General features: G+C 67.6%; 11 protein-coding genes. 5 read left to right on the forward strand and 6 right to left on the reverse strand.

Going from position 1 to position 12,934, the window contains the following annotated elements:
- Position 1: 1 nt before the first annotated feature.
- Positions 2 to 1,057 (reverse strand): diacylglycerol kinase family protein, encoded by a 1,056-nt coding sequence (locus tag SMD14_RS01350; RefSeq protein WP_321215047.1) that lies wholly within the window; start codon positions 1,055 to 1,057, stop codon positions 2 to 4.
- 89 nt (positions 1,058 to 1,146) lie between these two features.
- On the opposite strand from SMD14_RS01350, the gene serS reads away from it, so the two are divergent.
- Positions 1,147 to 2,427, forward strand: coding sequence for a serine--tRNA ligase (gene serS, locus SMD14_RS01355; protein WP_321215048.1), 1,281 nt, complete (start codon positions 1,147 to 1,149; stop codon positions 2,425 to 2,427).
- Between the two features lie 72 nt (positions 2,428 to 2,499).
- Here serS and SMD14_RS01360 read toward each other — a convergent pair whose 3' ends face one another.
- Entirely contained in the window at positions 2,500 to 2,988 is a 489-nt protein-coding gene (locus SMD14_RS01360) for a hypothetical protein (RefSeq protein ID WP_321215049.1), read from the reverse strand.
- 765 nt (positions 2,989 to 3,753) lie between these two features.
- Between SMD14_RS01360 and SMD14_RS01365 the strand changes: the two genes are divergently transcribed.
- Entirely contained in the window at positions 3,754 to 4,608 is an 855-nt protein-coding gene (locus tag SMD14_RS01365) for an HAD family hydrolase (protein WP_321215050.1), read from the forward strand.
- A gap of 147 nt (positions 4,609 to 4,755) precedes the next feature.
- Positions 4,756 to 5,340, forward strand: coding sequence for a histidine phosphatase family protein (locus SMD14_RS01370; protein WP_321215051.1), 585 nt, complete (start codon positions 4,756 to 4,758; stop codon positions 5,338 to 5,340).
- 14 nt (positions 5,341 to 5,354) lie between these two features.
- On the opposite strand, the gene SMD14_RS01375 is transcribed toward SMD14_RS01370, so the two are convergent.
- Positions 5,355 to 5,954: a hypothetical protein gene (locus SMD14_RS01375; protein WP_157239772.1), complete on the reverse strand. Its 600-nt coding sequence runs from the start codon at positions 5,952 to 5,954 to the stop codon at positions 5,355 to 5,357.
- Between the two features lie 134 nt (positions 5,955 to 6,088).
- Here SMD14_RS01375 and SMD14_RS01380 point away from each other — a divergent pair, with 134 nt between their 5' ends.
- Positions 6,089 to 8,485, forward strand: a complete 2,397-nt coding sequence (locus SMD14_RS01380; protein WP_321215052.1) for a phosphoketolase family protein — start codon at positions 6,089 to 6,091, stop codon at positions 8,483 to 8,485.
- On the opposite strand, the gene SMD14_RS01385 is transcribed toward SMD14_RS01380, so the two are convergent.
- The 3 genes from SMD14_RS01385 to SMD14_RS01395 form a co-directional block, all read right to left on the reverse strand.
- On the reverse strand, positions 8,478 to 9,230 hold the full coding sequence (locus SMD14_RS01385) for a DUF429 domain-containing protein (protein ID WP_321215053.1): 753 nt from the start codon (positions 9,228 to 9,230) through the stop codon (positions 8,478 to 8,480). The genes SMD14_RS01380 and SMD14_RS01385 overlap by 8 nt on opposite strands.
- A gap of 8 nt (positions 9,231 to 9,238) precedes the next feature.
- Entirely contained in the window at positions 9,239 to 10,567 is a 1,329-nt protein-coding gene (locus SMD14_RS01390; protein ID WP_409339700.1) for a carboxylesterase family protein, read from the reverse strand.
- An 87-nt stretch (positions 10,568 to 10,654) separates the two neighbouring features.
- Positions 10,655 to 11,143, reverse strand: a complete 489-nt coding sequence (locus tag SMD14_RS01395) for an inorganic diphosphatase (RefSeq protein WP_157239765.1) — start codon at positions 11,141 to 11,143, stop codon at positions 10,655 to 10,657.
- Positions 11,144 to 11,297: 154 nt separating this feature from the next.
- Here SMD14_RS01395 and dacB point away from each other — a divergent pair, with 154 nt between their 5' ends.
- Positions 11,298 to 12,848 (forward strand): D-alanyl-D-alanine carboxypeptidase/D-alanyl-D-alanine-endopeptidase, encoded by a 1,551-nt coding sequence (dacB, locus tag SMD14_RS01400; RefSeq protein ID WP_321215055.1) that lies wholly within the window; start codon positions 11,298 to 11,300, stop codon positions 12,846 to 12,848.
- Positions 12,849 to 12,934: the final 86 nt, after the last annotated feature.

Consider the following 12,934-nt stretch of genomic DNA (forward strand, 5'->3'; position numbering starts at 1 on the left):
GCTAATCCTCCCCTTTGACCCGGATCAAGAGAGACCGCGGCTCCACCTGGACCGTGAGCTTGGTGGCCTCGCCGGAGGTGTCGCCGTCCAGCTGGATGGGCATCGGTTCCGGACACTTTATGACCACTTTCCCGGAGCGGTAAACGGTCATGTCGGGCAGCTTCCCGGTGTGCTTGAACATGATTTTGACGTACATCAGCAGCCATCCGACGGCACTGCGGGGGCTCATCACCACTACGTCCAGCATGCCGTCGTCGATCATGGCCTGGGGTATGAAATCGATGCCGCCGGGGATCAGGCCGCAGTTGGCGAACAGAACGCTGCGGATGTTGCGGACCTGCCCCGGACTGCCGTCCAGGGAAATCGTGACCTTCTTCCTGGGTCCCGGGAGATGCCGCATGCCGGCCTCGGTATATGCGAGCCATCCCACGGCCTTCTTCAGTCCGGCATTGGTGTCGGCCAGGATTTCGGCATCCATGCCGATGCCCGCGATCACCAGGAACGAGTGTTCGGTTGATTCCCCGGTCCAGGAGTTTTCAATGCTCATCCGGGCGGTGTCGATGTACCGTTGCCGGCCGAAAAGCGCAGTATTGACGCTGGCGTGAAGGTCGTTGACGTCCAGGTCGACGTTCCGTGCCAGCAGGTTGCCGGTGCCCAGCGGGATGAGTCCCATGGCCACGCCCGTATGCGCGAGGGACTCGGCCACCACACGGACTGTGCCGTCGCCGCCGCCGACGAGGACGACGTCGGGCTTGTACGCCAGGGCCGCCTTGACCTGCGAATAGCCGGGGTCCTCCGCCGTCGTCTCGAAGAAGACGGGGTTCTCCCAGCCCGCCGCCAGACATCCCCGCTGGATGATGCCTTTCGCTTCGCCCGCGCGGGTTTTGATGGGGTTGAGGACTACGGCCACGCGCTGCCGGGCCAGGCCAGGTTCGTGCGCGTCGGCGCCTACGGTGCTGCGGATGTGCAGGGCCTTGAGCTTGCGCACGCCCCACCAGCTTGAGATGGCAAACGCGAGGGCCACCCCAATCAGCAGGTACAGGATCCAGTCGCTCATGGTGGTTCAACAGTAGCCCGGCGAAGCCTTCCGGTCCGGCACGCCCGCTGCCGCCCGCCGTCTTCCGCGGTATTGGATACCCTTGTGTGGTGATCGACGTAAAAGACCTCAGCGAAAACCCGGATAAATACCGTGCAAGCCAGCGTGCCCGCCGTGCGGATGAATCAGTGGTGGACGCGATCATCTCTGCGGATTCCGCCCGCCGCGCGGCGCTGATCCGCTTCGAGAACCTCCGTGCCGAGCAGAACGCTTTCGGCAAGAAGGTGGCACAGACCAAGGGCGACGAAAAGAAGGCGCTGCTGGCCGAGGTCAAGGAGCTGGCCAACTCGGTCAAGGCCGCCTCCGCCGAGGCCGATGCCGCCCAGACGAAGCAGGAAGAACTGCTGCGCACCATCCCCAACCTGGTTGAGGACGGCGTTCCCGAGGGCGGCGAGGATGACTACGTGGTGGTCAAGACCGTCGGCACGCCCCGCGAATTCCCGGACTTCGAGCCGAAGGACCACCTGGAAATCGGCGAGCTTATCGGCGCGATCGACATGGAGCGCGGCGCCAAGGTTTCCGGCGCCCGCTTCTACTTCCTGCGCGGGGTGGGTGCCCGGCTGGAGATGGCGCTGCTGCAGATGGCCATGGACCAGGCCATCGAGGCCGGTTTCGTCCCCATGATCACGCCCACCCTGGTGCGCCCGGAGACCATGCAGGGCACCGGCTTTGACGTAAAGCACGACGCCGAGATCTACCGTCTCGCCGAAGACGACCTCTACCTGGTGGGCACCTCCGAGGTTGCCCTCGCCGGGTACCACGCGGACGAAATCCTGGACTTTGCCGCCGGCCCCATCCGCTACGCCGGCCAGAGCTCCTGCTACCGCCGCGAAGCCGGGTCGCACGGCAAGGACACCCGCGGCATCATCCGCGTCCACCAGTTCAACAAGGTGGAGATGTTCATCTACACCACCGTTGAAGAGGCCGCCGCCGAGCACCAGCGGCTGCTGGCGTGGGAAGAGGAGATGCTGGCCAAGTGCGAGCTGCCGTACCGGGTGATTGACACCGCGGCCGGCGACCTCGGCATGTCCGCCGCCCGGAAGTACGACTGCGAAGCGTGGGTTCCCACCCAGGGCGCCTACCGCGAGCTGACCTCCACCTCCAACTGCACCACCTTCCAGGCCCGCCGGCTGAACATCCGCGAACGCGCGGTGAACGCCGAGGGCGTCGCGAAGGGCACCCGGGCCGTAGCCACCTTGAATGGAACCCTGGCCACCACCCGCTGGATCGTGGCGCTGCTGGAGCACCACCAGAACGCGGACGGCTCGGTCAACGTGCCCAAGGCCCTGCAGAAGTACCTGGGCGGCCTCGAGGTCCTCCCGGTCCTCTAGCTTCGCCTGCTTCCCGGGGCATCGCACCCTCTGACGGACTTTGCACCAGGGCATTCCCGGGTGCAAAGTCCGTCAGAGGGTTCTTTTTGCCCTGGTGCCGCTGTTAGGCAGCCCGGCATTCCGCAGCACAGCGCCCAGCCTGGCTGCATCCGAAGCAGTCGCCCAGTCCCAGCGCACCACACTGAACCCGGCCGCACGGAGTTTGTCTTCGCGCTTCTTTTCAGCCAGGACGGCTTGGCGGGACGTCTGGTCGCCCAAGTACTCATCGCGCAGGTACTTCGCGTCGCCGTCGAACTCGCCAATAAGTTTGAACTGCGGCCAGAAGAAGTCGGTCCGGGCAATGAAGTGGCCTCCCGCGCGGAAGTTTGCCTGCAACAGGGGCGCGGGAAAACCCAGGAGGTGCATCTGTGCCCGGCTGAGTGATTCGCCGGCTGATCCGGAGTTGGCAACGGCGAAATTGAGCACCTGGGTGACCCATCGCCGGCGTGCGCCCGACTCCAGGCGCGCGGCGTGCCCCAGCAACTCGTCCTTGCTCACCCGGGGGCCTGAAGTACGACGCATGCCGATAGCATGATCGGCCAGCACTGTTCCGGCCGCAAAGTTCTCTCTTGCGATGACCGCCACCACCGTCTCGGGCAATGGCGTTATCTGTAGCCCTCCGAACGCGATGGTTGGTCCCCGGGAAGCATGCCGGGCGACACCATAGGAGGTGAGTCCCTCAAGTCCGCACAATCCGGATGGCATTCGAGCAGCGGACGTAGTGGGGAGGCTCCGGCCCCTATGGCCCCGTGATGCACCTGCAAGGTGGACATGATCGGGGACAGCGAGCATCTCCAGGTTCCACAGGACAGCGGCTGTGTTGAGGCAGAACTTTGACGAAGGCAGTTCAAGGTTCACGGCAAGGATTGTCTGCCGGTACCTTTCCCATGGTGGCAGTGAGATCCACTCATCTTTGGCCGCGTACACTCCCTTGCGGACACGGACCAGTTCGCCGCGGGCATACCGCCTGCGGAGCGAGCGCGAGTCTCCGGTACTGCGGTGCAATGCGGCGGCATCAATCAGCTGCATGCCTCCATGGTCGCCGCGCCACCGAGGGAAGGGCAGGACGGTTCTGCCCCATGTGGACAACGGCGGCACCCGAGCCGCACCGGGAAACGGTCTATGCACCGGGGCGTGCGCGGGTGCTTTGTCCGTGGGAGGGTGCACGCCTCAGAACACGGAGGTTAACACTCACACCGGGGACAACCTGTGGGTATTAACCAACTGTTCAATAACTCTGTGGCGCGCGTCCTAGCGGCGTTTCGGGGCGTCTGGTTCACTATTGGAATGACAACGCTGACTGAAACCTCAGTCGCCGGCAACGATGACCGGCGAGATAACAACAACAACGGCCGCAAGCTGATGGTCGCACTGGACGTGGACGGCACGCTGGTGGACCACGACGGCCACATGTCCCAGGGTGTCCGGGAATCGGCGCAGGCCGTAGTGGCAGCCGGGCACGAGGTGATGATCGCCACGGGCCGTTCGCTCAAGGCCACCTTGCCCATCATCGAGAAAATCGGGATTGAGCGCGGCTACGCCGTCTGCTGCAACGGCGGCGTGACGCTGCGGCTCCATCCGGCACTGGACGGCGGCTACGAGGTCATCCACAAGGCCACGTTCGACCCCGCACCCGCACTCCGGGCACTGCGCGAGCGGCTTCCTTCTGCCAAGTATGCGCTGGAGGATGCGGACGGAAACTTCCTGTCCACCGAGCGCTTCCAGGACCCGAGTTTCGGCGTCGAGGCCATCGGCGTCGATTTCCACACCATGCTTGAAGCCACGGCAGTGCGCGTGGTGGTCTTCAGCACCGAAAACACCCCGGAAGAGTTCAATGAGGCCATTGAACACGTGGGCCTCGCCGGCGTCACCTACTCCGTGGGCTGGACCGCGTGGCTGGACATCGCCGCCGCCGGCGTGACCAAAGCCAGCGCGCTGGAAAACCTCCGCGGCAGGCTCGGCATCGAACGGCATCTCACGGTGGCCATCGGCGACGGCCGCAACGACATCGAGATGCTCACCTGGGCAGGACGCGGAGTGGCCATGGGCCAGGCGCCGGAGGAAGTCATCGCCGTCGCCAACGAGGTCACCCACTCAGTGTTCGACGACGGCGCGGCCCACGTGCTGCGCAGCCTGCTGTAGCTGCGGCAAACCTCCCGAGATTCCGGTTCAGCTGGCAGCCTTACGCGGGCTTCGCCTATGCGGCAGCCGGGCTGCGCAGCTGGCTGGACCGCGCAACTGACTGTCCCCGCGTCCGGCGGAAGCCCGCCGTCGGGCAGAATGGAAAGCATGACCCTCACCACCTTCGCCCTCATCCGCCACGGCCAGACAGACTGGAATGCGCAGCGCCGCCTGCAGGGATCCACGGACATTCCACTGAACGACGTCGGCCGGGCCCAGGCGCGTGATGCCGTTGACGTTTTGTCGGCGTACGAATGGGACGCCATTGTGTCCTCGCCGCTGAGCCGCGCTGCCGAAACCGCAGATGTGATAGCCGGCGGACTCGGGCTGGGCGAGGTCCGCCGCCTGCCGGAGCTCACGGAGCGGAGCTTCGGACCGGCGGAGGGAATGCAGGCGGGCCCGGAACTGGAGGCACTCCGCATCCCCGGGGGCTTCCGCGGCGCCGAAAGCGAGGACGAGGCAGCTGACCGCGGTCTCGCCGCCCTGGAGGCACTGGCCAAGGAGTACAGCGGCAGCCGTGTTCTCGTCGTCGCGCACGGAACACTGCTCCGGGTGAGCCTCAGCCGGGCCGTAGGGACCGCTTTGGCCAGCATCGACAACGCTGTGCTGAACCTGGCGCACCACCACGCGATCGACGGCTGGCAGCTCGAATACTTCAACGGCGAGCCGGTGATGGCGGCTAGCCAGGCCTGAGGGGGCCGCAGCCCCTACCGGACCGCGAGGATCAAGCCCAGCAGCCGGGCCGCCGCAGGCCGGGCCGCGTGCTCCTCGTTCCACTGGGCCCGTGCCACCGCCTTGCTGACCGCCTGCGTGGTGATTCCGAGTTCCTGGGCCACAGCCTTCTGCTGGCCCCGCACGCCGGGCGTCAGCAGGTCAAGCACCCGCCACTCGGCACCGGAGCGGTCGCGCACGATATGCCCCAGCAGCCGCAGCACGGCCTCGGCGTCGTGCGCCACGTCAGCCAGCGGCCCCTCCACTGCAACCGGAACCCGGTCCTTGCTGCTCCGCAGGCGGTCCACGGCGCGCCGGGCATACACCAGCCCGTGGCCCGAAGCGTCCTTGATCTGGTTGGGCAACGGTTCGTTGACGGGCCCTACGCCGATGCCCACGTACCAGGAGCCGTCCCGGAGCGCGATCAGGGCCGCCTCCACCGCCTGGTGCGGGCAGTCCACAATGCCCTGGACCTCGTCCTCGACGGACCGGTCAAAATCAAGGCGCGCAGGAATGTGCCGCAGGTCCCTGAGCAGCTGCGGCACCCGGTCGCCATCGCGCCGGCTATCGGTCTGGTTGATTGTCAGCGTGAACATCTGAATCCAAAGACTACCCGCAGGTAGCAGCGCCAAGGCAAGCGGGGTTGCCTCGGGCTGGCCCATCTGGTGCGATGGGGGAACGGCTGCACCTGGCGGATCAAAGGGTGGGCGAACGCGACGTGAGGATGGTTATGGCCGGCAGCATGGGGCAGGGCGAACTTGAACTTGTGGACCGCTGGTGGCGCGCCGCCAACTACCTTTCCGTCGGGCAGATCTATCTCCGCTCCAACCCGCTCCTGCGCGAACCGCTGCAGGCCGAACACACCAAATCCCGGCTGCTGGGCCACTGGGGCACCACCCCCGGCCTGAACTTCGTCTATGCCCACCTGAACCGCATCATCCGCCGCGACTCCGCCGAGATGCTTTTTGTGGCGGGTCCCGGCCACGGCGGCCCCGCCGTCGTCGCCAATGCCTGGCTGGAAGGCACCTACTCCGAGGTCTACGGCCACGTGGGCAACGATGGCGACGGCATGGCCGAACTCTTCCGCCAGTTTTCCTACCCGGGCGGCATCCCCAGCCACGCGGCGCCGGAAAGCCCCGGCTCCATCAGCGAGGGCGGCGAACTCGGGTATTCCCTCGCCCACGCGTACGGCTCGGTCCTGGACAACCCCCAGCTGGTCACCGCCGTCGTGATTGGTGACGGCGAAGCGGAAACCGGCCCGCTGGCCGCCAGCTGGCACTCCCACAACTTCCTGGACCCGGCCACTGACGGTGCGGTGCTGCCCATCCTGCACCTGAACGGGTACAAAATCGCCAACCCCACCATCCTGGCCCGGATGCCCGAAGAGCAGCTGGAGCAGTTGCTGCGCGGTTACGGGCATGAGCCCTACTTCGTGACAGTGGAAGACCCGGACAACACGGAGCAGGCGCACCGCGACTTCGCGGATGCGCTGGAACGCTGCATGGCCGGCATCCGCGCCATCCAGGACTCACGGCGGTCTCCCCGGGCCGGACAGGACGGGGCGGATGCCGCTGCCCGTTGGCCCATGATCGTGCTGCGCTCGCCGAAAGGCTGGACCGGACCGCGCGTAGTGGACGGGCTGCAGGTTGAGGGGACGTGGCGCAGCCACCAGGTCCCGCTCTCCGAAGTCCGCACCAACGGGGAGCACCTGAAGCAGCTGGAAGGGTGGCTGCAGTCCTACCGCCCCGAGGAGCTGTTCGACGGCGACGGCAGGCTCCGGCCCGAGGTCGCCGAGGCCGCGCCCACGGGCGCTTTCCGGATGAGCGCAACGCCGCACGCCAACGGCGGACTGCTGCGGAAGGCGCTAAGGCTGCCTGCCTACCGGGACTACGCCGTCGAAGTCCCGGAGCCGGGGACCGAGCGCGTCAGCCCGATGGTCACGCTGGGCTCGTGGATGCGGGACGTCATCTCGCGGAACATGGAAACGTTCCGGCTCTTTGGCCCGGACGAGACCGCCTCCAACCGGCTGCAGGACGTCTACGAGGTCACGGACAAAGTATGGCAGTACAGGATTGACGACGCCGACGAGCACCTTGCGCGGTCCGGCCGCGTGATGGAGGTGCTCAGCGAACACCTGTGCCAGGGCTGGCTGGAAGGCTACCTCCTGACCGGACGCCACGGGGTCTTCAACTGTTACGAGGCCTTCATCCACATCGTCGACTCCATGTTCAACCAGCATGCCAAGTGGCTGAAGGTGCACCGGCAGCTGCCGTGGCGCCAGCCGGTGGCATCGCTGAACTACCTGCTGTCCTCCCACGTGTGGCAGCAGGACCACAACGGCTTCTCGCACCAGGACCCGGGCTTTATTGACCATGCCGTGAACAAGAAGGCGGAGGTCATCCGGGTATACCTGCCGCCGGACGCCAACACCCTGCTGTACGTCATGGACCAATGCCTGGCCTCCACCGACTACGTGAACATTGTGGTCAGCGGAAAGCAGCCCTCGCCCACCTGGCTGGGCCCCGCCGACGCCGCCAACCACTGCCGCCGGGGGCTGGGGATCTGGGCGTTCGCGGGGTCCGAGGTGCCCGGCGAGGAGCCCGACGTCGTGATGGCCTGCGCGGGTGACGTGCCCACCGTGGAGACCGTTGCGGCAGCCGAACTGCTCCGGGAAGGCGCGCCCGGACTGAAGGTCCGGGTGGTCAACGTGGTGGACCTGATGCGGCTGCAGGACGTGAGCGAGCACCCGCACGGGCTTCCGGCCCGGGATTTCGACGGGATCTTCACGGCGGACAAGCCCATCATCTTCGCCTACCACGGCTACCCCGCGCTGATCCACCGGCTTGCCTACCGCCGCTCCAACCAGGACGGCCTGCACGTGCGCGGCTACAAGGAAGAGGGGACCACCACCACGCCGTTCGACATGGCCATGCTGAACGGGATCGACCGGTTCCAGCTGGCCATCGACGCGATCGACCGCGTGCCCGGGCTGGCCGAGAGGCATTCCCTCCTCCGGCAGCACCTCCAGGACCGGCGGATGAGGGCCCGGGAACACACCCGGCTGCACGGGGAGGACCCGGAGGAGATCCGCAACTGGACCCTTGGCGGCGTGGGTCCCGCTAGCTGACGAGTTCCGCCAGCCCGCAGGAGGGCAGGTGGATCCACCCCTCGTCGAGGGCGGCTGCGGCGTGCGCGCCGTCAGGGGGCGCGGTAAGCCCGACGGCGGCCGCGCGGGCGGTGAGGGATGCGACGACGGCGTCGAACAGGTCGTCCGAGGCTGCAAGCCTGTCCTCCTGCCCGGCCAGGTCCAGCCAGGGGGCCTGCTGCCGCAGGTTCGCGAGGAGTATGGAAAGCCGCTCGGTTTCCGGGGTCCCCCGTCCTTTGTAGCCGCGGGCGACCAGTCCCCACAGTTTCAGGGAAGCAGCCGGATAGACCTCCGCGAGGCGTCCCGATCCGTCCCTGGGCTGGGGGCCGTGGAGCGCCGCGATCTTTGCCTGGATCACCGCGCACCGCATGGCCGGGTGCGCCAGCCGGTCCGCGGAGACGCTGAGGGGGATCAGTCCGGTCCGGCGGGTGACGAACCTGTCCGTGTCACGGTAGGCAAGCAGCCGCCGGCCTTCGATGCCGTCATGCGCAAGCACGGGGTCGGCGTCGAAGGTAAGGTGCCCGGTGAGGAACGGGATCAGGGCCCGAGGCCACCCCACCGGGCAGTCGATCCCCGTCATGGCGGCGCCGCCAAACAGTTCCACGATCTCCTGGTCGCCCACATCCAGCGCCAGGTGCACCAGGCCGGCGGAATCCTTGCCCCATTCGAGGACCGCCACGGCGGTTTTCCTGGTGGCCGCGGCCAGGTCGACGCCTAAAGTCCGCATCGGAACCCTCACGCTGCCCGGTAGCGCAGCGTTCCCGGGATGGTGCCGTGTTTGCCGAGGTCATCGCCGCGGGCGAACCGTGCCCAGAGCGCCCGCAGCTCGCGTCCTGCCGCGTTGACCTCATCCCAGCTGGCGCCGGCAATCAGGCCCACGCCGTCCCACGTGTTCCGGTTGCCGAAAAGCAGCGGGAGGTCAACAGTGTGGGCAGCGCCGAAGATGTTTCCCGGGGCATGCCAGCTCAGGACGTAGCGGTGGGCCTTCCCGCCAGCCCGGGCATGGCGCCGGGCGAACCTCCGCGCCGCCTTCGCATAGACGGTCTCGGTGACCACCCAGTCAATGGCGCGGACGGCGGCAGACCCCACCAGCGGGACGCGCGCCAGCCGGCTGAGGTAGGGGCTGCGGGGCAGGAACAGCCGTGCTTCCTCGGACGTATGCCCGATCAGCACCTCAACGCCGGGCGCGGCGCGGTTCCAGGCGGCTTCAATATCCGGCTCCGCCGGCAGCGGCGCGTGGCCATACTGGGTTCCGAAAGGCATGGCGGCCAGCATGCCGAATTTCCGGGCTACCTGGGCAACGTGGTCCTCCCGCTCAACGATGTCCATGGCGGGGGTGTCCTCGTCCACGGCCTCGGCAACGATGCCCATGGCATGGTTCATTTTCGCCCTGCCGCGGGAGATTCCCAGCGGGGCGCTTTGGATGATGGCCCGCTGGAAGAGGGACGGTGCTTCGGCTGTGGCCATGAGGTGCGCGATCGCGTCACCTCCGGCCGACTGGCCGAAGGCCGTCACCCGGCCGGGGTCGCCGCCGAACGCGGCAATGTTCCGCTGCACCCAGCGGAATGCCTCAAGCTGGTCCAGGAGGCCCAGGTTCCCCGGCCGGCCGGTGCGGGTCGCCAGGAAGCCGAACAGCCCCAGGCGGTACGTCACAGAGACCACCACCACCCGGTTCTCGGACACCAGCGCCGCGGGGTCGAAGATGGCGAGGTCGCCCGAGCCGGTGGTGTAGGAGCCGCCGTGGATCCAGACCATCACGGGGAGCTGTTCGCCGGAGGCAAGGCCGGCGGGCATGGTGATGGAAAGGTTCTGGCAGTCCTCGCTCCCCGGCAGCTCCCCGTAGCGGGTGCCCAGGACGTCATCGAGGAACGGCACCGGCCCCTGCGGGCAGGCGGGCGCGGGGGAGGTGGCGGCAAACGGAACCGTCCAGCCAGGCGCCGGGGCGGGAGGCTGGAAACGTCCGGCGGTGGCGTAAGGGATCCCGGTTGCGCGGACGACGTCCCCGTCCCGCCAGCCGGTGACAGGACCGCAGGGCGGGTTGAAGACTGGCGCTGAGCTCACCAATTCACCTTAAACCACAACGCGGGGTCACTTCCGGCCCAATTCTGGCGAAGAATTCGGCGCGGAGTGACCCCGCGTTGCTTCAGGAAATCAGTGCTTGGTGGGCACGTAACGCTTGATGGAAGCTTCCAGCTCGGCCTCGGCGGCAGCGCGGTCGCCCCAGCCCTCGGCCTTGACCCACTTGCCCGGCTCCAGGTCCTTGTAGCGGGTGAAGAAGTGCTCGATCTCCTTGATCAGGAAGTCGTTGACGTCGCTGACCTCCTGGATGTGGTCGAAGCGGGCGTCCACCGGCACGCAGAGGATCTTGGCGTCTCCGCCGCCGTCGTCCGTCATGTTGAAGACGCCGATGGGGCGGGACTCAACGATGACGCCCGGGTGCAGGTCGAAGTCCTGCAGCAGCACCAGCGCATCCAACGGGTCGCCATCCTCGCCGAGGGTGTTCTCGAAGTATCCGTAGTGCGTGGGGTACTGCATGGAGGTGAAGAGGACGCGGTCCAGGCGGACGCGGCCGGTCTCGTGGTCAACTTCATACTTGACGCGTGATCCCTTGGGGATCTCGATGGTCACGTCATGCTTCATGGAATGCTCCTCGGCAATTGCAGGGGGTTCGCGGCACTTCTGACGGGCAACAAAAAGCACTGTCGGTGCCGCCGACTATTATTGAGGATATAGCGAGAGGCCCTGGAATCAGGAACTTGTGGGGAAATTTCAGGACTTGAGGACCGGCACCAGCATGACCAAGACAATCGGCACGGACCGGCAGTACGGCCGTGTCCGGCAGGCAGCGCTGAGGGGCGTCACCGGTCTGCGGAGGTCCTGGCTGCTGGTCCTGCTGGCGGCCCTCCTGGTTGCCCTTTCCGTCCCGGCGGCCCTGCTGGTGGCCCCCGGCTTCCTGGGTCCCGAGGCCCCTGCCCCCGCTCCGCCCGCGCCCGCATGGCAGCAGGCTCCCGCCACGCTCTCTGCCCGGCCGGGCCTGGCCACACTCGACCCTTCGGCGGACGTCCCGGCCCGGGCCGCCGTCACGGCGCAGCTGGATCCGCTGTTAAAGGCCGACGGCGGCGGAACGTTCACCGCGCTGGTCCAGGATGCGCTGACCGGCGAGGTCCTGTTTGACCGCGGCGGATCGGAAGGCCGCGTTCCGGCGTCCAACATGAAACTGCTCACTGCCGTCGCCGCCCTGCGGTCCCTGGGGCCCGGGCACCGTTTCAGCACAACTGTTGTTGCCGGGCCGGTGCCCGGGCAGGTGGTGCTGGTGGGCGGCGGGGACGTGCTCCTGGGGCCTGGCGAGTCGAACCCCGAACGGGCAATGGGACGCGCCGGCCTGGCATCCCTGGCTGCCGGCACGGTGGAGGCGCTGAAGGCTGACGGCGCGGCGGGGGAGCTCAAGGTCCTCGTGGACGACTCCCTTTTCTCCGGACCCGCGCTGAACCCGGCCTGGGACAGCGGGGATGTGGCCGCCGGCGAAGTGGCACCCTTGTTCCCCCTGGCCCTGAACTCAGCCCGGTACGATCCCGCTGTCACCACCGGTGCACGCCCGCAGGACTCCGCCATGGCTGCCGCCGAGGAGTTTGCCGCCCGGCTGCGGACGGCAGGCGCCGCCGCGGGACTCACTGTGGCAGCCGCCGTCGAACGTTCACCCCAGCCGGCGGGAGCAGGCGCCGCGGCAGCCCGCGCGGCGGCAACGGCCGCTCCCGGGGAGGATTCCAGTGAACCGAGGCTGCTGGCGGAGGTGCAGTCCGCCACCGTGGCCGAACAGGTGGACGTGATGCTGCAGGACTCTGACAACTACCTGGCGGAAGCATTGGGCCGGCTCACGGCACTGGCGGACGGGCTGCCCGGCAGCAACGACGGCGCCACGGCGGCAGTCCGTGCGCAGATCTCCGCAGCCGGCCTCGCCACGGATGCCCTGAAGCTGGTGGACGTCTGTGGACTGGCTATGGGCAACCAGGTCTCGGCCCGGCAGTTTACCGAGGCGGTGCGGGCCATCACCTCGGGCACGGACCCCAGGCTGCGGGCCGCGCTGGACGGATTCCCGGTGGCCGGCCTGACCGGAACCCTGGACACCCGCTACGGCGGCGATGCCACTGCCGGCGGTGCCGGGCTGGTGCGGGCCAAGACCGGCACGCTGAACACAGTGCTCGCATTGAGCGGCTATGTGGTTGACGCGGACGGCAGGCTGCTGGTCTTTTCCTTCATCGGCAACGGGCTCACCCCCGGGGCTGCGGGCAACAAGGAAGCCCTGGACCGCGCCGCCACCGCGCTCGCAGGCTGCGGCTGCCGGTAGCAGCAAGTAGGATTCGCGGCGCGCTTTCCGCATCCTGTGGACCGCCTGTGCAAGTGCGTCCGTGGCCGGCCGGGTGCCCCGAAGGG

This window comes from Pseudarthrobacter oxydans (assembly GCF_034258515.1).
Taxonomy (GTDB): domain Bacteria; phylum Actinomycetota; class Actinomycetes; order Actinomycetales; family Micrococcaceae; genus Arthrobacter.

Bases quoted from the DNA above. Each gene is read 5' to 3' on its own strand.
- SMD14_RS01350 (WP_321215047.1), bottom strand. From the start codon at position 1,057: ATGAGCGACTGGATCCTGTACCTGCTGATTGGGGTGGCCCTCGCGTTT.
- SMD14_RS01360 (WP_321215049.1), bottom strand. From the start codon at position 2,988: ATGCGTCGTACTTCAGGCCCCCGGGTGAGCAAGGACGAGTTGCTGGGG.
- SMD14_RS01365 (WP_321215050.1), top strand. From the start codon at position 3,754: ATGACAACGCTGACTGAAACCTCAGTCGCCGGCAACGATGACCGGCGA.
- SMD14_RS01370 (WP_321215051.1), top strand. From the start codon at position 4,756: ATGACCCTCACCACCTTCGCCCTCATCCGCCACGGCCAGACAGACTGG.
- SMD14_RS01375 (WP_157239772.1), bottom strand. From the start codon at position 5,954: ATGTTCACGCTGACAATCAACCAGACCGATAGCCGGCGCGATGGCGAC.
- SMD14_RS01380 (WP_321215052.1), top strand. From the start codon at position 6,089: ATGGCCGGCAGCATGGGGCAGGGCGAACTTGAACTTGTGGACCGCTGG.
- SMD14_RS01385 (WP_321215053.1), bottom strand. From the start codon at position 9,230: ATGCGGACTTTAGGCGTCGACCTGGCCGCGGCCACCAGGAAAACCGCC.
- SMD14_RS01395 (WP_157239765.1), bottom strand. From the start codon at position 11,143: ATGAAGCATGACGTGACCATCGAGATCCCCAAGGGATCACGCGTCAAG.
- dacB (WP_321215055.1), top strand. From the start codon at position 11,298: ATGACCAAGACAATCGGCACGGACCGGCAGTACGGCCGTGTCCGGCAG.